The 23,043-nt window shown below is 69.9% G+C and carries 20 protein-coding genes and 1 pseudogene; 10 read left to right on the forward strand and 11 right to left on the reverse strand.

The window, feature by feature from the left end; genetic code table 11:
* The first annotated feature begins 263 nt into the window (after positions 1-263).
* On the forward strand, positions 264-401 hold the full coding sequence (locus EDD90_RS59155; RefSeq protein ID WP_185149380.1) for a hypothetical protein: 138 nt from the start codon (positions 264-266) through the stop codon (positions 399-401).
* Between the two features lie 1,738 nt (positions 402-2,139).
* Here the strand turns inward: EDD90_RS59155 and EDD90_RS38195 are convergent.
* The gene (locus tag EDD90_RS38195) at positions 2,140-2,403 is read right to left on the reverse strand and encodes a hypothetical protein (RefSeq protein WP_123977641.1); all 264 of its coding nucleotides are present in this window, start codon (positions 2,401-2,403) and stop codon (positions 2,140-2,142) included.
* Positions 2,404-3,056: 653 nt separating this feature from the next.
* Here EDD90_RS38195 and EDD90_RS38200 point away from each other — a divergent pair.
* Positions 3,057-3,269, forward strand: a complete 213-nt coding sequence (locus tag EDD90_RS38200) for a hypothetical protein (RefSeq protein ID WP_123977643.1) — start codon at positions 3,057-3,059, stop codon at positions 3,267-3,269.
* A gap of 325 nt (positions 3,270-3,594) precedes the next feature.
* Positions 3,595-4,803, forward strand: coding sequence for a PP2C family protein-serine/threonine phosphatase (locus EDD90_RS38205; RefSeq protein ID WP_123977645.1), 1,209 nt, complete (start codon positions 3,595-3,597; stop codon positions 4,801-4,803).
* A gap of 20 nt (positions 4,804-4,823) precedes the next feature.
* Here the strand turns inward: EDD90_RS38205 and EDD90_RS38210 are convergent.
* The 4 genes and pseudogenes from EDD90_RS38210 to EDD90_RS38225 all read right to left on the reverse strand — a co-directional run.
* Positions 4,824-5,072 (reverse strand): annotated as a pseudogene (locus tag EDD90_RS38210) (SDR family oxidoreductase); the annotation flags it as partial.
* Between the two features lie 217 nt (positions 5,073-5,289).
* A complete protein-coding gene (locus tag EDD90_RS38215; RefSeq protein WP_123977647.1) occupies positions 5,290-6,312 on the reverse strand; it encodes an LLM class flavin-dependent oxidoreductase in 1,023 nt (340 codons plus the stop codon).
* Between the two features lie 195 nt (positions 6,313-6,507).
* Entirely contained in the window at positions 6,508-6,906 is a 399-nt protein-coding gene (locus EDD90_RS38220) for a MarR family winged helix-turn-helix transcriptional regulator (protein WP_123982084.1), read from the reverse strand.
* 306 nt (positions 6,907-7,212) lie between these two features.
* Positions 7,213-7,851 carry a DUF6518 family protein gene (locus tag EDD90_RS38225; RefSeq protein WP_123977649.1) on the reverse strand — a complete coding sequence of 213 codons (639 nt, stop codon included), beginning with the start codon at positions 7,849-7,851 and terminating at the stop codon, positions 7,213-7,215.
* 276 nt (positions 7,852-8,127) lie between these two features.
* On the opposite strand from EDD90_RS38225, the gene EDD90_RS57825 reads away from it, so the two are divergent.
* Entirely contained in the window at positions 8,128-8,328 is a 201-nt protein-coding gene (locus EDD90_RS57825; protein WP_260328402.1) for a Gmad2 immunoglobulin-like domain-containing protein, read from the forward strand.
* A 153-nt stretch (positions 8,329-8,481) separates the two neighbouring features.
* Here EDD90_RS57825 and EDD90_RS38235 read toward each other — a convergent pair whose 3' ends face one another.
* Positions 8,482-9,207 carry a DUF4142 domain-containing protein gene (locus EDD90_RS38235; RefSeq protein WP_260328403.1) on the reverse strand — a complete coding sequence of 242 codons (726 nt, stop codon included), beginning with the start codon at positions 9,205-9,207 and terminating at the stop codon, positions 8,482-8,484.
* Positions 9,208-9,707: 500 nt separating this feature from the next.
* Between EDD90_RS38235 and EDD90_RS38240 the strand changes: the two genes are divergently transcribed.
* Positions 9,708-10,523, forward strand: a complete 816-nt coding sequence (locus tag EDD90_RS38240) for an SAM-dependent methyltransferase (protein WP_123977653.1) — start codon at positions 9,708-9,710, stop codon at positions 10,521-10,523.
* A 37-nt stretch (positions 10,524-10,560) separates the two neighbouring features.
* Here the strand turns inward: EDD90_RS38240 and EDD90_RS38245 are convergent, their stop codons facing one another.
* From EDD90_RS38245 to EDD90_RS38255, 3 genes are all read right to left on the reverse strand, one after another.
* On the reverse strand, positions 10,561-12,870 hold the full coding sequence (locus tag EDD90_RS38245; RefSeq protein WP_123977655.1) for an ABC transporter permease: 2,310 nt from the start codon (positions 12,868-12,870) through the stop codon (positions 10,561-10,563).
* A gap of 130 nt (positions 12,871-13,000) precedes the next feature.
* Positions 13,001-13,780 carry an ABC transporter ATP-binding protein gene (locus tag EDD90_RS38250; protein WP_123977657.1) on the reverse strand — a complete coding sequence of 260 codons (780 nt, stop codon included), beginning with the start codon at positions 13,778-13,780 and terminating at the stop codon, positions 13,001-13,003.
* Entirely contained in the window at positions 13,777-14,301 is a 525-nt protein-coding gene (locus tag EDD90_RS38255; RefSeq protein WP_123977659.1) for a PadR family transcriptional regulator, read from the reverse strand. Before EDD90_RS38255 ends, EDD90_RS38250 begins: the two co-directional genes overlap by 4 nt.
* Before the next feature lie 126 nt (positions 14,302-14,427).
* Between EDD90_RS38255 and EDD90_RS38260 the strand changes: the two genes are divergently transcribed.
* The 5 genes from EDD90_RS38260 (at position 14,428) to EDD90_RS38280 (ending at position 21,149) form a co-directional block, all read left to right on the forward strand.
* Entirely contained in the window at positions 14,428-15,699 is a 1,272-nt protein-coding gene (locus EDD90_RS38260) for an ABC transporter substrate-binding protein (protein ID WP_123977660.1), read from the forward strand.
* A 195-nt stretch (positions 15,700-15,894) separates the two neighbouring features.
* A complete protein-coding gene (locus EDD90_RS38265) occupies positions 15,895-17,553 on the forward strand; it encodes an alpha-amylase family glycosyl hydrolase (protein WP_123977662.1) in 1,659 nt (552 codons plus the stop codon).
* Between the two features lie 58 nt (positions 17,554-17,611).
* Entirely contained in the window at positions 17,612-18,946 is a 1,335-nt protein-coding gene (locus EDD90_RS38270; RefSeq protein WP_123977664.1) for an ABC transporter substrate-binding protein, read from the forward strand.
* Between the two features lie 5 nt (positions 18,947-18,951).
* On the forward strand, positions 18,952-20,313 hold the full coding sequence (locus EDD90_RS38275) for an ABC transporter permease subunit (RefSeq protein ID WP_123977666.1): 1,362 nt from the start codon (positions 18,952-18,954) through the stop codon (positions 20,311-20,313).
* Positions 20,310-21,149: a carbohydrate ABC transporter permease gene (locus EDD90_RS38280; protein WP_123977668.1), complete on the forward strand. Its 840-nt coding sequence runs from the start codon at positions 20,310-20,312 to the stop codon at positions 21,147-21,149. The genes EDD90_RS38275 and EDD90_RS38280 overlap by 4 nt, the downstream gene beginning before the upstream one ends.
* A 25-nt stretch (positions 21,150-21,174) precedes the next feature.
* Here the strand turns inward: EDD90_RS38280 and EDD90_RS38285 are convergent, their stop codons facing one another.
* Together EDD90_RS38285 and EDD90_RS38290 are read right to left on the reverse strand one after the other, a co-directional pair.
* Positions 21,175-22,290 carry a HAMP domain-containing sensor histidine kinase gene (locus EDD90_RS38285; protein ID WP_123977670.1) on the reverse strand — a complete coding sequence of 372 codons (1,116 nt, stop codon included), beginning with the start codon at positions 22,288-22,290 and terminating at the stop codon, positions 21,175-21,177.
* Positions 22,283-22,978 (reverse strand): response regulator transcription factor, encoded by a 696-nt coding sequence (locus tag EDD90_RS38290; protein ID WP_123977672.1) that lies wholly within the window; start codon positions 22,976-22,978, stop codon positions 22,283-22,285. Before EDD90_RS38290 ends, EDD90_RS38285 begins: the two co-directional genes overlap by 8 nt.
* Positions 22,979-23,043: the final 65 nt, after the last annotated feature.

A 23,043-nucleotide genomic window follows, 5' to 3' on the forward strand; every position in this document is an offset into this window, starting at 1 on the left:
GTAGCTCCAAAGAAGGGGATCGTGAAACCCCGGAAGAAGTAGCTGCCCGAACCGGGCACGCTGCCCGACGCGCTCTTCGACGTGGCGCTGACGGCTGGGGGAGACGACGCCCTGCTCACCCCGACCATCGTCTCCGGAACAGAGGCAGTCGTGACGGCGCTGCTCGACCCGGAGACGTAGCGGGGGTGACTCCGACGGCCTCCACTCAAGCCGCAACAGGGCCAGGTTCACAAGGCCTCGCCGCCCTGCTTGATGGGGGCACCTTGCCCATGGCTGCGCTCGCCCAACGCGCGGGCATGTCCACCACCCGGGTCGACGGCTTTGCCGCGCTCCTGCGGCAGCTCAAGGGGGTGATGGAGACCTTGCCGGACGGGCGCCCCCTACAGCCGAAGGGGCCCTGACCGCGTGGCAGGACGCCGGACAGCCTGGCACCAACGCGGTACGCGTTCACATCACCGAGGGGGCTCAGACGTACTGGATCGGAGGGCAGCGGATCACCCGGCCGAGTAGTGAGAAGCGGATGGGAGACCAGCTGGTACTGTGCGGAGAACGTCCCATCCGCTGACCTCTGACGTTCGTTCGCCCCAGGCTGAGCAGTAGACAAGCCGCGGCAGTGTGCACGCGATGTGCACGGCCTCTGGCCACGCGGAACGTTCGCACAGGCCAGAGGCCGTTGTCACGAACCACATAGCTGTCCCCGGCGTACAGCCCGACTCGTCTGCCGCTCTTTGTTTCCGCCGTCGCGTGACGCCCTCATCCGCAGGAACGCGACGAGCGGACTGGCTGCGGCCCGCACCAGCGACTGCGGCAGACGGGACTCCTTCCTTCCCACGCCATCGGCGCCCTGCGGGCGGAAGCACGCATCGTTCATAGGCAGCCGGTGCCACTGTGGCCGCGGCGACACGCGTGCTCTCACCGGATGCGGAACTGGGCGGTGGGTTGTCGCTGTACGACCTGGTCGCCGCCGACGCTGATCTGCTCTCTCAGCACTTCGTACACGAATGAGCTGCGCGGCTGACTCCGGCCTCCTGCACAGCCAGCGCGGCCTGTCAGGACGGCGGGTTTCCCGCAGCGCCCCTGAAGACAGCCCGTACTTCCCGCTCCTCGCCCCTCATGCGTGCCCCTCTTCCACCCCCTGACCGGGATTTCCTGGGCGCGTTGCCCGCCGGGCACGAAGATCACCGCTTGCGGTTGGAGTATTAGGCCGCCTGTCGTAGCGGATTTTCAGTTCCTGCCGATGTCTGGGGCAACGGAGGAAACCTGTCATGCCGAGGGGCGTGCGGTGTCACTCCAGGGGGTGAAAGGGGTGCCATTCAGGAACCCGATGACGGTGTGTCGAGTCCGAACAGGCATGTAACGGTTCATGTTGTTGGGGCACCGACGGTGCGAGAGGTTCCCGATTACCGGTGCCGCATTCTCGCGCGAACGCGTGCCGGGAGTCCTGGGGCTATAGATTGTGTTTCCGTCCGTGCGTGGCTGTCCGACGGGGTTGATGGCGGGACGACGTGCGGATGGGCAACGGCGATCAGGGGATCCTCGCAGGTTGTGCCTGATGCGTTTGCGGTGTGCCCGTGACCGGCGGTTGAGGAGCCGCTCGGTGTGATGGGGGCGGCGCACGTTGCTTCATGTTGGTGTGTATCAGTCAGGAGTTCCCGGTGCCCGATCCTGTTCCCACGGCATCAGGGATGCCTCAGTCCGGTTCTGGAACGCCGGATATCCCGTCGCAGAACGGGGCCGCTCTGAATGGCCGTCGCGGTTCAGTGCAGGAGGAGGCTGGACGCGACTCTTCTGCGGACGGTGCATATATCCATAGTCGGAGAACGGGGACGCCAAATGACCGTTCGGATACTCCGCCTGAAGGCTTTCTGGATTTTCTGGACCGTCTTTCGGAGCGGGTCTTCACAAAGAACGACACGGCGTGGCCTGCCGTGCTCCAGTTCGCACTGCTCGTGTTATTGCTGCCTGCATCGCTGATCGGAACCGTGATGGCAGCCCACGCCGTCGGCGTTCCCGGCTGGGCGATCGCCTCCGGGACAGTGACATCGGCCGCCGGAGCGGGTGTGGCGACCGTGAACCGCCGCCGCAGCGCCGGCCGCGGGACGCACCAGCGGCCGGGGCGGCGCGGAGCCGGTCGCGGTTCTAACCGGCGTCAGGGATTGCACCGCCGCCGTTGACGGTCGTGCGCGGGAATTCGCCAGTGACGGGCCAGGCGGCGCCGGGCAGGGTGTCTGACGCACGACGTGAGCGGCGCAGCAGCCCCAGGAACACTGCGAGGAAGGTCGCCGCCGCTTGCACGGCCAGGAACACGGCCGTACGCCCGGTACGGGGCACGGCGAGGGCTGCCCCGGTGGCCACGGCGAGCCCGAAGACCGTACAAGCGGCGATGAACAGGGCGGACGACACGGCCCGGCCGCCTTCGGCCCGCGGGCGCCGGTGTGCTCCGCCCGGGTGGTGCGCAGAGGAACAGCGCGGAGGGAATCCCTCCGTGTGATCGGTTTCCTGTGTGGTCATCGTGGCCCCCACGGCATCGCCCCTCGCTACTTTCCGTCACTGGCTAGTTACCCATCATCCAGGGTGCAGGACATGCTCCGCTGGATATCGCCGCATGCAACAACGCAACTTTTGTCCAATGGGTTCTCCCGCTCCGGACGCAGGGGGCGATCGGGCCGTGTGGACCGGCCGTTCGCGCCGTCTGCCGGTAACACGACTTCAGGCGCGCGCGGGAGCCCCGTAGGGCCGTGGACATGACCAACGACCAGCAGCACGAGCGGGCCGTGACGGCGCCTGGGCGAGGATCGAGACGTGATTAAGGCAGCCACCGGATGCTTCCCCCGCCCCGGAAGCCGTCTGGAGGGCGCCCTCGTCGAACAGGCCGTCCGGGTGGGGGCTCGGGGGCGTGACGCGCCCTCACTCACCAGTCAGGTGTGAGCGTGGGCGCTGTTCGTGATGGAGGTCCGAGCGGCGTGTGCCGGGGCGCTCAGGAGATTTTGCAGAGCGTCATCGCGCGCGTGTCGAGCTCGCCCGGCGATCCGAGGACGGAGTTGCGGCCCATGTAGATGGTGTCCCAACGCGAGGTTCCGGCTGGGCATGTGCAGAACGTCGGCGAGAACCTCGTCCTGCCTGATGTGGACCGCCGGGCCGTACGCGGGCTGAAGTTCTCCGCCGCTCTCCCGGAACGCCTCGCCGTAGCCACGGTGGCGGCCCGCTTGGCCGACTTCGAGGGCGCCTGCTCGGTGCTCGGTGAGCCGACGCTTCAGTACGACAGCTGAATCCGAAAGGCCGCCAAGGCCGCTTCTGGCGCCCGCGGACGTCTGCGAGCGCATCGAGCGGTCCGGCCGAACCCAATCTCCTTGCGTATCCGTCAAGGTGGCCACACAAGCGCCCTCGGTCTACGTTTGCTCAGGTCGCAGCGGTGCGGTGGCAATCCCGGCGTACGGCCCGACTCCGCTGCCGTTGCTGGGAGCTTCAGGACCCGGCACGTGCGCACTTTCGTTCCACCTCCGTCCGCATTCCCGTGTTTGAGGCATGGCTCACAACCGGGCCGTGTCCCGCGCGTCAGCGGGAAAACGAGTTCTCAACGGAAAGGAGGCTGATGTGTCACGCGATCGGATCGCACTGGCTGAGGTGCTGGCAGCGGCGGAGGATGCCGCGCCGGTGCGCTCTCTCGATGTCGTGGCCCGCAATCTGCGCGAGCGGTTCGGTGCCCGATACGTGTCGTTCCTGTTCCTCGACGTGGTCGGCCGGCGCCTGTTGCGGGTGAGCGAGGAGGCCGCCACGCCTCAGGAGCGTCGCGCTGAAGAGGTCCCCTTCGACGACAGCGTCTACGACGAGGTCCTGCGCGTACAGCACACGGTGCGGGTGCCGGAGGGCGAGCGCGGGCACCGGGTGCTCACCCCCGTCACCACCCGCGGCGACGCCATCGGTGTCCTGGAGCTGTTCCTCTCCGAAGCCACCCGGGAAGTGCTGGAGCAGGTCGAAGAGGCCGCGCACGCGCTGGCGTACATCATCGTCACCGACCGCCGCTTCACCGACCTCTACCACTGGGGCAACCGCACCACCTCGGTCAGTCTGGCCGCGGAGATCCAGCGTCAGCTGCTGCCTTCCGCCCCTTCCTGCGAGGCCCCGGAGTTCGCGCTCGCCGGCGCCCTGGTCCCGGCCGCCGACATCGCTGGTGACACCTACGACTACGCCCTCGACCACGACACCCTGCACCTGTCCGTCACCGACGCCATGGGCCACGACGTCAGCGCCGCACTCATGGCCACTCTCCTGGTCAACGCCTCCCGCGGCGCCCGCCGTGCCGGGTGCGACCTCGCCGAACAGGCCCGCCAGACCCACGAGGCCCTCCTCGCCCACGGCCGACAGACCTTCGCCACCGGCCAGTTGCTGCGCATCGCCCTGGACGGCACCAGCTCCCAGCTCGTCAACGCCGGCCACCCCTGGCCCCTGCGGCTGCGCGACGGCACGGTCGACGAACTGCGTCTGGCAGTGAACCTGCCGTTCGGCGTCGCCACGCACGAGGGACCGTACCTGGTGCAGGATCTCGACCTGCGCCCCGGTGACCGCCTCGTGCTGCACACCGACGGCATGCAGGAACGCCAGGCGAAAAAGGTCGACCTTCCCGGTCTCATCCGTGACACCGCCGCCGAGCACCCGCGCGAGGTCGTGCGCACTCTGGCCACCGCGGTCACCGACGCCTGGGACGGCCACCCGCAGGACGACGCCACCGTCCTGTGCCTGGACTGGCACGGCCTCCACGTCCGAAGACCGCCGCGCGAACGCCGCCGCCGACTCCCCGAGTGAGGGCCGGCGGGCGGACCGGACTACACCTGCTTGGCGCCGCCGTCGATGAAGATCTCGGTGCCGGTGATGAAGCTGGACTGCTCGGTGGCGAGGAAGAGCGCGAGGTTGGCGACTTCTTCCGGCCGGCCCATGCGGCCGAGGGGGACGATGCCGGCGAGGGTCTCCCGCAACTGCGCGGCCCCTGCCTCGTCCGCGGCGAGACCGTTGAGGCCGGGGGTGGTGATGGGGCCGGGCGAGATGGTGTTGACGCGGATGTCGCGCCCGCTCAATCACCCTGGGAAACGGGAAGGTGATACGTCAACCGTTAGGTGATGCATCATCTGATTTTTCGTTCGTTGACTCAGTGGTCCATCGCGGCATGCGCGTGTGTGTGCTTCGCCGAAGTGTCCGGCTGTCGCATCGCGCCGGGGGCGAAGATGCCGCCCGGTTCATCCGCGTCCGCGCCGGACGCTGCTTCCCCTGGCGGCACCTGCCGTGGCGCTTGCGTCAGCGCCAGCCGAGTTCCGGCGCGACGTGCGTCAGGATGCTGTCGACGACATGCGCGTTGTAGTCGACGCCGAGCTGGTTGGGCACGGTGAGCAGCAGTGTGTCGGCGGCGGCGACGGCCTCGTCCTCGGCGAGCTGCTTGACGAGCACGTCGGGCTCGGCGGCGTAGGACCGGCCGAAGATACTGCGTGTGCTGGGATCGATGTAGCCGATCTGGTCCGTCGAGTCGCGGTCCCGGCCGAAGTACGCGCGGTCCCGCTCGTCGACGAGCGGGAAGATGCTGCGGCTGACCGACACCCTGGGGGCGCGGGTGTGTCCCGCGGCGCGCCACGCCTCGTGGTACGCCTCGATCTGCTTGCGCTGCTGGACGTGGAGCGGCTCGCCGCTCTCGTCGTCCTTGAGGGTCGAGCTCTGCAGGTTCATGCCGAGCCCGGCGGCCCAGACCGCGGTGCCGTTCGAGCCGGAACCCCACCAGATGCGGTCCCGCAGCCCCTCGGAGTGCGGTTCGATGCGCAGCAAGCCCGGCGGGTTGGCGAACATCGGCCTCGGGTCGGGCTCCGCGAATCCCTCACCCCTGAGCACCTCGAGGAGTTCCTCGGTGCGTGCGCGGGCGAGGTCGGCGTCGGTTCCGCCCTCCGGCGGCCGGTGACCGAAGTGCCGCCAGCCGTCGACGACCTGCTCCGGTGAGCCCCGGCTGAGGCCGAGCTGGAGTCGGCCGCCCGAGATCAGGTCGGCCGCGCCCGCGTCCTCCGCCATGTACAGGGGGTTCTCGTAGCGCATGTCGATCACGCCGGTGCCGATCTCGATCCGGCTGGTGCGCGCGCCGATCGCCGCGAGCAGCGGGAACGGTGAGGCGTGCTGCCGGGCGAAGTGGTGAACCCGGAAATAGGCGCCGTCTGCCCCCAGCTCCTCCGCGGCGACCGCCAGGTCGATCGCCTGCAGCAGGGAGTCCGACGCGGAGCGCGTCTGCGAGTGCGGCGATGGCGTCCAGTGCCCGAAGGACAGGAACCCGATCTTTTTCATACCGCTTTCAACAATCGGTGACCGTGTTCATTCCGCTGTGACCCGGCGACCCGGCCGGGCGCAGGAAGTCCCGGCGAAAGCTTGCGCGAACCGACTCCGGTCGTTCGCGAGGACCGGGATCTTTCGCGAACGCCGTCCATGCCGGCTGCATGCCGAATGAGGCCTCTGGGAACGGTGGGGCCTAGGGGGCCCTGATTACTTCGTGTCGATCTTCTCGATGACCGTGTCGGTGATCTCCGTGAGGAGTGTGACCTGGCCGGGCGAGAGGTGGTCGAGGAAGAGGCGCCGGACGTCGTTGACGTGCTGCGGCGCGGCGGCTTCCAGGGCGGCACGGCCGGCCGGGGTGACCATCATGTACGCCCCACGACCGTCGTCGATGCACTCCTCCCGGGCGACCAGGCCGCGCTTCGCCATGCGTGCGAGCTGGTGCGACACCCGGCTCTTATCCCACCCGAGCACCTTCGCGAGTTCCGGCACGCGCAGTCGGTCACCGGGCGCGCGGGTCAGCTCGGCGAGCACGGGATAGTCGGTCGCGGACAACCCGAACTCGCTCTGCAGCGTCCGCCCGGCTTGATTGACCAGCAGGTCGTGCACGCGCAGCATGCCGCGCCAGGCTCGTTCCTCGACGGGACTCGTTCCCGAGCCACTATGCCGTCAAGACCTCCGCCCCCGTGACCGCTCCGCGGATCACCAGCCGCCACCTGGGCGTGCTGGTCCTGCTCGGGGCGCTCCCGTCGGCGCGAAAGCCCGGTCGGTTCTCCCGTCGGTTCTCCCGTCGGCTCACGGCAGCGGGCCGGGGCGGGTCGGCGGCTGACGGTGCGCCGGCGTCGCGGAGTCTGGTCTGTGTCTGTCGGCTCGCGGGCGCCCGGTCAGGTCCGCTTCGCGGGTGCAGCAGCGCTGTCAGACCGATCCGAGCAGGTCATTGAGGATGCCCTTCTCGGCGAGGTAGAAGACAAGGCCGCCCGCGGGAGCGAGCGCAGCGCACAGCCAGTAGCGCTGCACCCCACCGCGCGCCAGGTAGGCGGTCACAAGAGCGGTGAGCAGCGCGCCGACGGCCAGGAAGACGGCCGCGTCTCCCCAGTAATGGAGCCCCAGCCCCAGCCAGAGTCCCTCGCCCAGCACCACCATCGTGATGACAGCCCCGGTCACCGCCCGCATGTCCCCCTGCCCTCGCCGTACTGTCCACCCGGCCCATCCCAGCAGGGGCCCTCCGGCAAGCCCCGCCACCGACCACACGGCGGCGGTTCCGAGCCCGCCGCTCCCGAAGGTGCCGCCGAGAGTGGACGCCGTGTAGTAGCCGCAGCAGGTGGCGAGCATCATCAACGCCCCGCCCCAGATGGCGAGTTGCCGGCTCCGGATCAGGGTGCCGGCCGCGGCGGTCCAGATGATCCAGGTGGACGCCGAATTGGTCGCCCGGTCCAGCAGGGGCGTCATCCCGTGCAGGCCGTACGTCGCCGAGCCGAGCAGCAGTCCGAAGGCGGTGGTCGTGGTGAGAACGACGACGGGGGCGTCGCGCCGGAAGGCGGTTGCGGAAGCCATGCCTCAGACTATACATGCCATGTATACACTCAGTGTTTAGTTACGGATGAGGGTTCGGCCCGGCTGTCTTCGAGTATCTGAACCGGCAGTTTCCCGTGGAGGTGGGCACCTGTCGTGCCCCGGGGCGACGGCCCGTCAACTGCGGGACGACCATCTCCGCCGCGGGACCGAACGGCCCGCCGATGCACGCCGATCCGCCTCGTGCGGAGTACCCGTCGGCCCTGCAGAGCGCCCGGACCGGTGGGACGGCCCGATTTGGAGGAGCTCGCGCCTGCCGTGCTGGTGGGGTCCCCGCTGATCGGCGACACCGTGCGCACGCCCGTCCGGGTAGGGGGCAGCGCCGACACGTTCGAGGCCGTGTTCCGGCTGAAGGTCACCGACACCACCGGCCGCACCACGGCCGACGTATGCGTGACGGCCACCCCCGGCACGGGACCTTCCCCTACAAACCCGTCCGTACCGGCCCGGGCCTGCTGACCGCGTACTACCTGTCTGCCCGGGACGGCAGGGCCGTGACCGTGGACACCGTTCCGCTGTACCTGAACCGACGACGAGAGGGCCGGCCGGACCGGACGCGCTTGCGAGGCGATGTCGGCCGCCCGGTCGGCGTGGGCGGCCCAGCTCCTCACCTCACCCCACCGTCGGACTCGGTGACACCGTGCTGTTCGCCGGCGGAGTGAGGACGACCTGCGGTTGGCCCGCGACCGCGGGTGGCGGGGTCAGCTGCTGGGCCGGAAGGTTGGGCGAGGTGGTTTCCTGGACGAGGGCCTGGCCGAAGTCGACCAGGCCGGTCTTCTCCACGACCGTGATGTGGTCCAGGACGGTGTCGTTGGCCTGGTCGGCCAGTGCGCGGACCAGCGAGTTCCTCGTGGTGGTGCGGACGCTCGCGATCGTGGTGAGGAGTTGGCCGTTCGTCGCGCGCACGGTGGTGGCCAGGTCCGTGTCGAACTGCTTGCCGCTTTCCCCGTTCAGCCGGGACTCGAAGCCCTGCTGCTGCGGCGACGGCTGGTTGGGCAGCGCGATCCCCAGCTGATTGCCGACGTTGCGGCAGGCGGCGTCCAACGCGGCGTCCCCGTCGACCAGATGCTCCCCAGCACTCCTGACGGCCTTCGTTGTCCCCTTCTTCAACGCCCTCTGACCGACGGGGTACTCCCACAGCCCCGCCGAGCGCACCTTGACCACGAAATCCCGGTCGGCTTCCGTCAGCGGTCCGGTCGCCGGGGTGGCGACGACCCGCTCGGGTGCGCTGCTGACCTTCTGAACTCCGAGCATGGAGGGGTAGAGGAGGGCGCCGAGGGTGAGGCTGAGCGCACCACCGACAAACAGAGTTCCCGCCGCCTTCTGTGTAACGAGCACCGTGTCTCCTGATCCGGTTCTTCGGATCCCGCACGCACGGACATACGGATGTGAGGGTTCCGTAGAACCTTTCGGGCTCGTCATGGATTCGCAAAGCGACTGGCTCAGCGGCGCGAAGAAGGGCCGTTCGGCCCTATCGGCGGCCAAGGAAGGGACTGTTGGGCCCTATCGGGGCCGGGTGCCTCACGGCCGACCATGTAGCGGCGACCGGGAAGGGCCAGGTCCATTCCCGCACTTCTGGGTCTTCCCGGTTCGTCGACGACACCAAGTGATGGGGAGGGCGCCGTTCGATCGACGGGATACAGCGCAACGTTCGTGGCGGCACCGGCACAACAGGCGACTGTGCCGGGGCCTTGTCGTGCCCGTAGGCGCTCACGGGAGTCGTTGAGCAGACCATCAGGGCCGGTCGGAAGTCGTGAACTACCCAACAGAAAAAGGGAGTTCGCTCGTAGGATGTGCCCCGGATGATCCAAGCCCCGGTCGAAGGACGCACCCGACTCATGACCGACCCCGTAACGACGCCCCAGGCGGCTGAGCAGCAGAAGATCGACACCTCCGTGCCGCATTCCGCCCGTATCTGGAACTACTGGCTCGGGGGCAAGGACAACTACTCCGTCGACAAGGCGGCCGGTGATGCGTACACCGAGGTCTTTCCCGGGATTGTGACCATCGCTCGCTCCAGCCGTGCCTTTCTGCGGCGCAACATTGCGTATCTCGTGTCGGAGGCTGGGATTCGGCAGTTCCTGGACGTCGGGACCGGGCTGCCGACCGCGCAGAACACCCATGAGGTCGCCCAGGGGCTCGCTCCCGAGGCGCGGATCGTCTACGTCGACAACGATCCGATGGTCCTCGCGCACGCCCGTACCCTCCTCTACTCCAGCAAGGAGGGGGCGACCGCCTACGTCGACGCCGACGTGACGGACCCGGAGCGGATTCTCGAAGTCGCCGCCGAGACACTGGACTTCGGTCAGCCCATCGCGCTCATCCTCAGCAACATCCTGGGTCACGTCGCCGACTACGACCAGGCCCGTTCCATCGTCACCCGGCTGATGGACGTCCTGCCCTCGGGTAGTTACCTCTCCATCAACGACGGGTCGCGCGGCATCGACCCCGTCTTCGAGCAGGCCCAGGACGCCTACAACGACAGCGGCGCCGTTCCGTACAACCTGCGCACCGTTGATGAGATCAGCGCGTTCTTCGACGGTCTGGAGTTTGTGGAACCCGGTGTCGTCTCGGTGACCGAGTGGCGTTCGGAGACTGGTCCGGGAGTCCCGGAAGTCGTCGCCGAGCACGGTGGACTCGCGCGGAAGCCGTAGCGACGGGAGTGGCGTGGTGGTCCCGGGCTGATGCCTCTCAGGCCACCGCGCTCAGTGTGTCCGCCAAGCGGCGTCGTGCGGCGCGGGTTGCCGGGACGGCGGACAGGGCCGCCGCGCCCGCGACCGCGGCCGTGCCGAACAGGAGCAGGAGCAGGAGGGGTGGGCCCTGTGCGATGCCCGCGCCGATGCCGCTTGACCTGCCCTGTGTGTTGATCAGCCAGTGGGAGAGGGGGGCGCCCAGGGCCGTAGCGGCCAGGACTGCGGTCAGTGCCGTGCAGCCGGTTGCTGTGACGGTGACTGCGGTGATCTGGCGGGGGGAGAGGCCGATGGCCTTCAGGGCGAGCAGGTCGCGTTCGCCCTCGCGTACCGTGCCGCCGATCGCGGTCAGGAGTTCGACCAGGCCGATCAGGGCCAGGACCGCGATGACTCCGGCCGCCACTCCGCGCAGTGGGGAGAGGCCGTCCGCCGGGTTGGTCACGGTGTGTACGTCCAGGCGGCCGGCTCCGGCCGTGGTCAGGCGACGGGCGGCCTCGTGGACGTCGGTGCCGGGGTGGAGGCGGACCTGGTAGAGGGTGGGGGTCAGGCGGGGGTCGTTCTCGCGCAGGGTGTCGAGGGACGTGGAGATGACCCGGCCGGCGTTCTCCGTCTCGATGCTGCGGCCCACGATGTGCAGGATCTGCGGCTGGTTGCCGACGGTCATGCGTACCCAGTCGCCGACGTGCGCGTCGAGAAGGTCCAGCAGGCCCTGGCCGGCCACCGCCTCGTCGGTGCCGCGTGCGGGGCGGCCCTCGGCCAGGGCGTACGGGTACGGGTCCCGGTGGGTGCCGAAGCCGCGCAGGGCGATCGTCGCCGTCTGGCCCGGGACCAGCGCGGCCACCTCCACGCCCGGGTAGGCGGCGGCCACCTGCGGGTCGCGGGCGAGGAGGGCGCGGGTCTGCCGGTCGTCGAGGCCCGCGTCGGCGTGGACGGTGAGCGCGGCCGGGAGTCCGATCCGGCCGGGGTCGCTGTGGAAGCGGCTGATGGTGGTCCATGCGCTCATCGCCACGACGATGAGGAGGAGGGGCAGGGCCAGTCGGGCGATGGTGGTGAGTGAGCGGGCTCTGCGGGCGAAGGCGGTGTGCCAGCCCAGGACCAGGGCGGGCGGAACCTGAAGACCCAGTGCGTGCCGGGCCGGGGAGGAGAGGCGTCCGGTGGGACGTGGGGTGTGGGGGGTGGCGCCGGACCGGAACGACGGGAGCGGCATCGGGACGGGGGGTACGCGTCCGGCGCGCCAAGCGGCCAGGCCCGTCGTCGCGGCGATGAAGAGCACCGCGCCGGCCGGGATCGCGATCAGTGCCACGGCGTGGCCGGGCAGGCCCTGCCAGAGCGCGATCGCGTCCCCTAGGCGGCCGGGGAGTCTGCTGCCCAGGGACCTTGTCAGCGCGGCCGCGCTCACGGCGCCGAGCAGCGCGTAGGCGATGTGCTGGAGGAGGAAGACGCGGACCACCTGGTCGGGGGTGAAGCCGATCGCCTTGAGGATGGAGATGTCGCGGAGATGGCCGCGGATGCGGGTGGTGATCGCTCCGTGCACCGCCAGTCCGGCGGCTATCAGTGCGCCCAGTCCGAACAGGGCCAGGACCTGGCCGAGCAGTCGGTTGTCGCCCTGTGCCTCGGCGCGTGCCTGCTGCCAGGTGGCGACCTCGCCGATCGCACCGGCGCCCAGCACTGTGACGGCGCGCTGCACGGCGTAGTCGGTGTCGTCGGGGTTGGTCAGGCGCAGGCCGATGACCTGGCCGTTCGGGGTGCTGACGACGGAGCGCGGGGCCCAGACCAGGCCCGGCTGCTCTTCCGGGTCGTAGCGCGGCTCGGCGCTGTCGGCTATGCCGAGCACGGTCACCGTGCGGGTGGTACCCAGCAGGGTGAGGGTGTCGCCGGGCTCGGCGAGCAGGGCGCGGGCGAGATGGTTCTCCAGGACCACGCCGTCGGGGGTCGTCGGGTCGAGCCAGCGGCCGGAGACGAGGAGCGGGCGGCCGATCGTGAGGTGCTGGGGGGTGGCGCGCAGTTCCACGGCGGCTCGGGTGCCGTGGGAGGTGAGGGTGGTGGACTCGGTGGCGTACGGGCCGGCCTCGGACTCGACGCCGTCCAGTCCGGCCAGCTTTCCCACCTGCGCGGACCGGGCGGTGTGCAGCCATACGTGCGCGCCGCGGGTCTGTTCGAAGACGCGCTGCCAGGGGTTGGTGGCGTAGCCGAAGAGGGCGGTGGCCAGCAGCAGCGACAGTACGATCCCGACCGTGGCCAGCACCAGGAACAGCGCCTCGCCGCGGTGCGTGCGCAGATCGGAGTGCGCCCAGCGCAAGGTGGCCCGCATACGGCTCAGCCCCTCCGGGTGACGTCGTACGCCTGTATGCCAGTCCGTCGTACGACAGTCGGTCGTATGCCAGTCGGTCGTACGACAGTCGGACGCGTGTCGGTCGGTCGCATGTCAGCCCGCCAGTCCGTCAGTCCGTCAGTTCGAGCACGCCGGAGATGCCGGTCCCGCGGGTGGGCGTGGCGTCGAGCTCCGCGTCGTCGGCTATCCGGCCGTCGAAGAAGCTGATCACCCGGTCCGCGGCGCTGGCCAGCCGGGCGTCATGGGTGACCAGGAGAATCGTCTGGCCGCGGTTGTGGAAGCGGGACAGCAGGCGCATCACCTCGCGGGTGCCCTTGCTGTCCAGGCTGCCCGCGGGTTCGTCGGCGAGGAGGAGCGGGGGGTGGTTGACCAGGGCGCGGGCCAGCGCGACCCGCTGCTGCTCACCGCCGGACAGTTCGCCCGGCAGGCTGCGGTCCTTGCCGTCGAGGCCGAGTTCGGCCAGGAGTGCCGTGCGTTCGGCGCGTGCTTGTTTCGGGGGCACGCCGGCAAGGAGCGCGGGGAGTTCCACGTTGTCGGCGACGGACAGGTTCGAGACCAGGTTGAAGAACTGGAAGACGATCCCGATCCGCTTCCTGCGCTCGACCGCCCAGCGGGCCTCGCTCCATTCGTCGGCGCGGGTGCCGTCCAGCCAGATGCGGCCGGCATCCGGCCGCTGCAGTCCGCCCAGCAGGTGCAGCAGCGTGGACTTGCCGGCTCCGGACGGGCCGGTGACGGCGACGAACTCGCCCGGCCGGAGGGAGAGGTCCACGCCGCGGACGGCACGGGCCGGGGCGCCCTCGCCGTGGTGCGTCTTGACCAGGCCCTCGGCGCGCAGCACGGGAGTGACCTGGCCTTCGGCGCGCAGCACAGGAGCGGGACCCTGCGTCATTCCAGCCCCTCCAGTTCTTCCAGCTCTTCCTGACACCGTTCCAACCAGTCGAGGTCGGCCTGCAGGTGCAGCATCGCGCCCTCGATCAGCAGATGGGCGATCCGGTTGTCGCGGTTCTCGGCGGCGGCCAGCTTCGACAGGCTGCGCATGGTGGTCAGGTACTGCCGCCGCTGCCGGTTGATCAGGGCGATCTGGTCGGCGAGTCCGGTCTGCGGAGCGAGCGCCAGCTTCATGAAGAACTCGTCCCGCACCCGGGGCTCGTCCTCGGGCTTCTCGAACCAGGCGCGGAGTTCGTCCTGCCCGGCCTCGGTGAGGTGGTAGACCTTCTTGTTGGGCCGGCTGGACTGCTCGACGTCCTCGCCCTCGATCAGCCCCTGCTTCTCCAGACGGCCCAGGGTGACATAGACCTGGCCGATGTTCGGCTGAGGGTACGCGGAGCCCAGCAGTTGCTCAAGGTCCTGCTTCAGCTCGTAGCCGTGGGCCGGACCGCGCGCGAGGAGTGCCAGGAGGGGCAGGCGCACGTGTGCAGTCCTCCTGTCTACCGATTGTGCTCCGCACCCTAGTATCGCCCATACCTAACAGGTATACATGGCCTCCGACTCGGGGTGAAGGTGCCCCGTGCGGTCGCGGTGCGCAGGGAGGAACCTATGCGGTGGTGGCATGCCGCGGGTAGGGGGCTCCTCGCTCTGGTCGTGGTGATGACCGGGTACGTGGCCTCGGGCGCGCACACCGGCCAGGGTGCCGGCGGCGGCCGTGGTCCGCTGACCCTGGCCACCGCGGGGGACCTCACGGGCTATCTCGGCCCGCTCCTGGAGGGCTGGAACCGCACCCACCCCGGCGAGAAGGTCACCCTCGTCGAACTTCCCGACTCCGCCGACGAGACCCACGCCCAGATGGTCACCGACCTGCGCGGCGGCGACCGCAGCCGGTTCGACGTCCTCAACATCGACGTCGCCTGGACCTCGGAGTTCGCGGCGGCGGGCTGGATCCGGCAGCTGCCCCGGGACCGCTTCCCGCTGGACACGTTCCTGCCCCGGGTCGTCGACACGGCGACCTACGAGGGGCGCCTGTACGCGGTCCCGTACGTCACCAACGCCGGCCTGCTCCTGTACCGCGCGGACATCCTCGCCAAGGAGGGCGTGCGTCCGCCGCGCACCTGGGCCGAGCTGGAGCGCGACGCGAAGGCCATCGCGCCCAAGTACGGACTCGGCGGCTACGCGGGCCAGTTCCTGCCCTACGAAGGGCTCACCGTGAACGCCGCCGAGGCCGTCTACTCGGCCGGCGGCACCATCCTCGGCGACGAGGGCGCCCGGGTCACCGTGGACTCCGCGGCGGCCCGCGAGGGCATCGGGTTCCTCACCCGCGGGGTGCGCGAGGGCTGGATCCCCAAGGCCGCGCTGACCTACACGGAGGAGGAGTCCAAACAGGCCTTCCAGGACGGGCACCTGCTCTTCCTGCGCAACTGGCCGTACGCGTACGTCGGCGCATCGGGCCCGGGCTCGGCGGTCGCCGGCAAGGTCGGCGCCGTACCGCTGCCCGGCCCCGACGGGCCGGGGACCAGTGTCCTCGGCGGCTCCAACCTGGCCGTCAACACGCACGCCCGGCACCCCGACTCGGCCGCACGGCTGATCGCCTACCTCACCAGCGCGCCCGTGCAGCGCCAGGTCCTCACCCGCGGCGCACTGCCGCCGGTGCGCGCCGCGCTGTACGAAGACCCCGCGCTGATCCGGGAGTTCCCCTATCTGCCGACCCTGCGCGCCAGCGTGCAGGCGGCCCGGCCGCGCCCGAAGAGCCCGCGCTACGACCAGGTCAGCCTGGTGGTGCAGGCCGTCGTCCACGACGCGATGACCGGGCACGAGACGCCCGCGGCGGCGGTGCGGCGGCTGGCGCGGGAACTGGCAGCCCTCTCCGACCGCTAGTTACTTGTTAAGTAACGCCACGGTCTCTTCTGCGCTCTCAAGCGGCCTATTTCTCCTGATATAGAACCCAACTGGGCAGTAGCTTCCGTCCTGCTCGTTGACACCCTCTCGACATGCCTACTTAACATGCATGCATAACGGCTGGCCTCACCAGCTGGCTTCAACGGCTGCCCTTCGCACAGACAGGTCAATGGGTTGAACAGGCACCCTTGGTGGCGTGACGCAGTGATCTACCAGGTGTACGTCCGCAGCTTTCTGGACAGCACCGGCGACGGCATCGGCGATCTGGCCGGCGTCCGGGCCGGACTGCCGTACCTGAAGAAGCTCGGTGTCGACGGGATCTGGCTGAGCCCCTTCTACCCCTCCCCGCAGCACGACCACGGCTACGACGTGGCCGGCTACTGCGACGTGGACCCGCTCTTCGGCGACCTCGCCGAGTTCGACCTGCTGACGGCGGCTGCCCGGCGGCTCGGCATCAGGGTGCTGCTCGACATCGTCCCCAACCACTGCTCCGACCAGCACCCGTGGTTCCGCCAGGCCCTCGCCTCCGCACCCGGCAGCCGGGAGCGCGGCCGCTTCCACTTCGCCGACGGGCGGGGCCCCGACGGCTCCGAGCCGCCCAACAACTGGCACTCCATGTTCGGCGGGCCGGCCTGGAGCCGGGTGACCGAGGCGGACGGCCGGCCCGGACAGTGGTACCTGCACATGTTCGCGCCCGAGCAGCCCGACTGGAACTGGCGCACCCCCGAGGTCGCCGACGAGTTCGACCAGGTGCTCCGCTTCTGGCTGGACCGGGGCGTCGACGGCTTCCGCATCGACGTCGCCGCCGGCCTCTTCAAGCATCCCGAACTGCCCGACTCCCCGGACCCGGAGGCCGACGCCCGCACCCGCGACTCGGTCAACCCCCTTGCCTGGAACCAGCCCGAGGTGCACGACGTCTGGCGGAACTGGCGCGCGGTGTGCGAGGAGTACACGGCCCGCGACGGCCGCGAACGCCTCCTCGTCGGCGAGGTCTCCGTCCCCACCGCCCGTGACCACGCGCTCTACGTCCGCCCGGCCGAACTCCACCAGGCCTTCTTCTTCGACCTGTTGAGCGCGCCCTGGAACGCCGACGTCTTCCGCAAGGTCATCGGCGAGGCCATGCAGGACATCGCCGGCACCGGCTCCACGGTCACCTGGGTCCTCAACAACCACGACCAGGTCCGTACGGTCACCCGCTACGGCGAACCCACCCCCGAGGGCAGCGGACTCGGCGCCGCCCGGGCCCGCGCGGCCGCCCTGCTGATGCTGGCGCTGCCCGGCGCCGCCTACATCTACCAGGGCGAGGAACTGGGTCTGCCCGAGGTCGTCGACCTGCCCGACGACGTGCTCACCGACCCGATCTTCCGGCGCACCGGCAGCCGGGCCCGGATCCGCGACGGCTGCCGGGTCCCGCTCCCTTGGTCCGGGCAGGCCTCCCCGTTCGGCTTCACCTCCGGCGCCGAAGGGGCCCGGCCCTGGCTGCCGCAGCCCGACTACTTCGCCGAGTACGTCACCGAACGCGCCCTCGCCGACACCCGCTCCTTCTGGCACCTGTACCGCGACGGACTCCAACTGCGGTCCCGACTGCCCCAGTTGGGCGACGGCCCGCTGGAGTGGCTGGACACCCCGCCCGGCGTCCTCGGCTTCGTCCGCGGTGCGGGCCCGCTCCGTGGCGACGGACTGCTCCGAGGCGACGGCCTGGTCTGCGCCGTCAACTTCGGTACGGCGCCCACCCCCGCCCCCGTCTCCGGCACTCCGCTGCTCGCCAGCGGCCCCTGCCCCGCCGGAGTACTCCCCGGCTCCACCGCCGCCTGGTGGATCAACGACTCCTGACCCGACCGTCCGACCCGATCACCCGCTCAACTCGGGCTCTCCCGAAGGGACATCAACGATGATGCGACGACGCACCACCACCCTCCTCACCGGCTGCACCGCCCTCGCCCTCGCGCTCGGCGCCACCGCCTGCGGCGGCAGCGGCGGCCCGGTCTCGGCCGGCGGCGGCTCCAAGGCGCTCAGCGGCCAGACGGTCACCGTGGCCGGCGTCTGGTCCGGCGACGAACTGAAGAGCTTCCAGAAGGTCCTCGACGCGTTCAGCGCGAAGACCGGCGCCAAGACCCAGTTCGTGTCCACCGGCGACAACGTCTCCACCGTCATCGGAAGCAAGATCGAGGGCGGCAACGCCCCCGACGTCGTCATGGTCCCGCAGGTCGGCGTGCTCCAGCAGTTCGCCAAGAGCGGCTGGCTGAAGCCTCTGTCCACGACCACCCAGCAGTCCGTGGACTCCGACTTCGCGCCGGTCTGGAAGAACTACGGCAGCGTCGGCGGCACCCTCTACGGCCTCTACTTCAAGGCCGCCGACAAGTCCACCGTCTGGTACAGCCCCGACGCCCTCGACCAGGCCGGCGTCAAGCCGCCCACCACCTGGGCGGACATGCTGAAGGACGGGCACACCGTCTCCGACTCGGGGCTCGCCGCCTTCTCCATAGGCGGCGCGGACGGCTGGACCCTCACCGACTGGTTCGAGAACATCTACCTCTCCCAGGCCGGACCCGAGAAGTACGACGCCCTCGCCGCCCACAAGCTCGCGTGGACCGACGCGTCCGTGGTCAAGGCGCTCGGCACGCTCGGCACCCTCTTCAAGGACAAGCAGCTGATCGCGGGCGGTCAGAAGGAGGCCCTCAACACCGACTTCCCGACCTCGGTGGAGAAGGTCTTCGGGCCCAAGCCGGAGGCCGCCATGGTCTACGAGGGCGACTTCGTCGCCGGCGTCGCCCACGACCAGTTCAAGAAGACGATCGGCAAGGACGCGACGTTCTTCCCCTTCCCGGCGGTCGACGGCGGTACGGCGCCCGTGGTCAGCGGCGGTGACGCGGCGGTCGTACTGAAGGCCGGCAAGAACGCCACGGCCGGCATGAAGCTCCTGGAGTACCTGGCCACGCCGGAGGCCGCGGCCGTCTGGGCCAAGGAGGGCGGCTTCCTGTCCCCGAACAAGAACCTGGACCTGTCCTCCTACGGCGACGACGTCACCCGCGCCATCGCCAAGTCCCTGGTGGGAGGCGGAGATTCGGTCCGCTTCGACATGTCCGACCAGGCGCCCGCGGCCTTCGGCGGCACCAAGGGCGCCGGCGAGTGGAAGATCCTCCAGGACTTCCTGGCCGACCCGTCGAACCCGAAGGCCACCGCCGCGCAGCTGGAGACCGCCGCGGCCAAGGCGTACAAGGGCTGACGGCCGTGACCGCGACCCTGGTGAAGAACGCCAGGCCACCCCTGTCCGGGCAGGCCGAACGCGCCCGGCAAAGCCGCCGCCGCAGCCGGATCATCGCCCTGCTCTTCGTGTTCCCCGCGCTGCTCCTGCTGGGCGCGCTGGTCGTCTACCCCGTGCTGTTCTCGATCGGCCGCAGCTTCTTCGACGCGTCCGGCTCCCGGTTCGTCGGCGGCGACAACTACACCGAGATGTTCAGCGACCCGGCGACCCTCAAGGCCATCCGCAACACCGTGATCTGGGTGCTGGTGGCCCCGACCCTGCTCACCGGGCTCGGCCTGATCCTCGCCGTGCTGGTGGAGAAGGTGCGCTGGGCGACCGCCTTCAAGCTGCTGCTGTTCCTGCCGATGGCGGTGTCCTTCCTGGCCGCCGGCATCATCTTCCGGCTCGCCTACGACGAGGACCCGCACAAGGGCGTGCTCAACGCGGCCGCGGTCACCGTGCACAACGCCTTCAAGGGCACCGCCGAGTACCCCACCGCCCGCGCCCGTACCGGCCAGGACCTCACGGCCGGGGAGGACGGCTCGTACCGTACGGCCGTGAACCTCGGGCCGGGCGACACGGTGACGCTCCCCCTGGTGGGCGTCGCACCGAAGGACCTGCCGGGCGGTGCACGGCCCGCCTACCCGGCGGCACACCGCCGGGCCGCGGCCGGTGACCTGCGCGGGGTGGTCTACCTGGACTTCACCCCGGGCGGCGGGGGCAGTCCGGGCGTGGTCGACCGCAAGGAGAGCGGGCTGCCGCGGATGAAGGTCGAGGCGGTGCGCGCCGACGGCAAGGCAGTCGCGAGCACCACCAGCGCGGCCGACGGCTCCTTCCGCTTCACGGGCCTCGCGGCCGGCTCCTACGGGGTCGAGCTGCCGGCCTCCAACTTCGCACAGCCCTACCAGGGCGTCTCCTGGCTCGGGCCCGCCCTCGTCACGCCCGCCATCATCGGGGCCTACCTGTGGATCTGGACCGGGTTCGCGATGGTGCTGATCGGCGCGGGTCTCGCCGCTCTTCCCCGGGACGCCCTCGAGGCCGCCCGGATGGACGGCGCGAACGAGTGGCAGATCTTCCGGCGCATCACCGTGCCGCTGCTGGCGCCGGTGCTCACCGTGGTGTTCGTGACCCTCGTCATCAACGTGATGAAGGTCTTCGACCTCGTCTACATCATCGCGCCGGGGCAGGTGCAGGAGGACGCGGCCGTCCTCGCGACCCGGATGTGGCTGGTGTCCTTCGGCGGCGGCAACAACCAGGGGCTGGGCAGCGCGATCGGCGTGCTGCTCCTGGTCCTGGTGATCCCGGCCATGGCCTTCAACGTCCGGCGCTTCAGGAGGAGTCAGCGATGAACGCGATCAGACGCGGCCTGAGCAGCGCCGTGGTGCAGGTCTTCCTCGTGGTGGTCGGGCTGGTCTGGCTCACCCCCCTTGCCGGGCTGCTGCTGTCCTCGCTGCGGTCCTCGCAGGACTCGGCGAGCAGCGGCTGGTGGAAGGCGTTCGCCAGTCCCGGGCAGCTGTCCTTCGACAACTACTCGGCGCTGCTGAAGAACTCGGGCATGACCCAGGCCTTCTGGAACACCGTGCTGATCTCGGTGCCGGCGACGACGCTGGTGGTCGTGGTGGCGGCGTTGGCCGGATACGCCTTCGCCTGGCTGGACTTCCCGGGCCGCGAGCCCGTCTTCCTGCTGGTGGTCGCCCTGTTGGTGGTGCCGGTACAGATCGGCCTGCTGCCCGTCGCCAAACTCTTCGGGCAACTGGGCCTGTTCGGCACGATTCCCGGCGTGGTGCTGTTCCACGTGGCCTACGGACTGCCGTTCGCGGTGTTCCTGCTGCGGAACTACTTCGCCGAGATACCCAAGGAGATGCTGGAGGCCGCCCGGATGGACGGCGGCAGCGAATGGCGGATCTTCACCCGGCTCGTCCTGCCGGTGGGACGGCCGGCGATCGCCAGCCTCGCCATCTTCCAGTTCCTGTGGGTCTGGAACGACATGCTGGTTGCCCTGCTGTTCGCGGACCCCTCCTCGCAGCCGCTGACCGTCGAACTCCAGTCACAGATCAGGCAGTTCGGCAGCAATATCGATGTGCTGGCGCCGGGCGCGTTCCTGTCCCTGGTGGTGCCCGTGGTGGTGTTCTTCGCCTTCCAGCGGCACTTCGTCCAGGGCGTGATGGCGGGGTCGGTCAAATAGGCCTCCCACCCCGGAGCCGAGGGACCTACCTGTCGGCGTCCGGGGCCGCCGCGGGAAGTTCCACGGTGATGCGGATGCCGCCTTCGGGGCGGGGGGTGAGGGTGAGCGTCCCGTCGTGTGCCTGGGTGATGGTCTTGACGATGGCCAGGCCCAGGCCCACGCCCGCGTGATCGGTGTGCACGCGTTCGGTGCCGCGCCGGAACGGCTCGGTCAGTGTCGCGGCCAGCTCGGGGGTGACCCGCTCGCCGGTGTTCTCGACGGTGAGCACCGCCGACTCGGGGCGGACGTCGGTACGGACCCACACGGTGCCCTGCTCCGGCAGGTTGTGGACGATCGCGTTGTGCACCAGGTTCGTGGTCAGCTGCAGCAGAAGCGCCGGCGATCCGGTCGTGGAGGCGATGTCGCCGCCGGTCTCGACGGTGACGCCGTGCTTCTCCGCGAGGGGGAGGAGCGTCTCGGTGGCCTCCTCCGCCAGGAGGGACAGGTCGACCCGTTTCCGGGAGAAGGACCGCTGCTCGGCACGGCTGAGCAGGAGCAGCGCCTCGGTGAGGTCGATCGCCCGGGTGTTGACGGTGTGGAGGCGGTCGATGACCTCGCCGGTGTCGCACGTCGGGTCGGTACGGGCCACATCGAGGAGCGTCTTCGAGATCGCGAGCGGGGTGCGCAGCTCATGAGAGGCGTTGGCCGCGAATCTCCGCTGTTCGGCGACGTGTGCTTCGAGCCGGGCGAGCATCGTGTCGAAGGCGTCGGCGAGCTCGCGGAACTCGTCGTTGCGGCCCGGCAGCCGGATCCGGTGCGCGAGCGATCCGTTCGTGGCCAGGCGGGTGGCCTCGGTGATACGGGTCAGCGGGGCGAGCATCCGGCCGGCCAGGATCCACCCGCCCACGAGGCCGAACACCAGCAGGAACGCCAGCACCGCGGCCGCCCGCGGAAGGAACACGTGCACGAGGTTGTACCGGACGGGAAAGACGCCGTCGGTCCCCGCGGTGTCGTCGCGGGCGATGAGCACGGCACGGTCGGGGACGTAACGCAGGAGGAACAGCCACACGGCGCCGAGCAGCAGGGCGCCCGCGAGCATGAGGAACCCGGCGTAGCTGAGGGTGAGCCTGACGCGGACGCTCGGACCAGGGGGCCTATCCACGGTCTCCTCCCTCGGCTCCGGCCTGCGGCGGTGTGCCGATGCGGTAGCCGACGCCCGGCGCCGTGGCGATCAGCCAGGGTTCGCCGAGTCGTTTGCGCAGTGCCGAGACGGTGATGCGCACGGCGTTGGTGAACGGGTCGGCGTTCTCGTCCCACGCGCGCTCCAGGAGTTCCTCGGCGCTGACGACACCGCCTTCCGCGGCGACCAGGACTTCGAGCACGGCGAACTGTTTCCTGGTCAGCGCGACATAGCGGCCGTCCCGGTAGACCTCCCTGCGGAACGGATCCACCCGCAGCCCCGCGATCTCCCGTACCGGCGGCCTGCTGCGGGCGCGTCTGCGGTCGAGTGCTCTGAGCCTGAGCACGAGCTCCTGGAGTTCGAAGGGCTTCGTGAGGTAGTCGTCGGCGCCGAGTTCGAACCCGGACGCCTTGTCGTCGAGCCGGTCGGCCGCGGTGAGCATCAGGATCGGCATGCCGCTGCCGGAGGCGACGATCCGTTCGGCGACCTCGTCACCGGACGGGCCGGGGATGTCGCGGTCGAGGACGGCGATGTCGTAGGCGTTGACGCTCAGCAGTTCCAGGGCCGTGTGACCGTCACCTGCGATGTCGGCCGCGATCGCCTCCAGGCGCAGTCCGTCGCGGATGGCCTCCGCCAGATAGGGCTCGTCCTCGACGATCAGCACACGCATGCCGTCAAGGCTACGAGCCGGCACATATCGCCGGCGTATCGAAAACGGCATACATGCAGGCAACA

The sequence above is a fragment of the Streptomyces sp. Ag109_O5-1 genome (genome assembly GCF_003814875.1).
GTDB lineage: Bacteria > Actinomycetota > Actinomycetes > Streptomycetales > Streptomycetaceae > Streptomyces > Streptomyces sasae.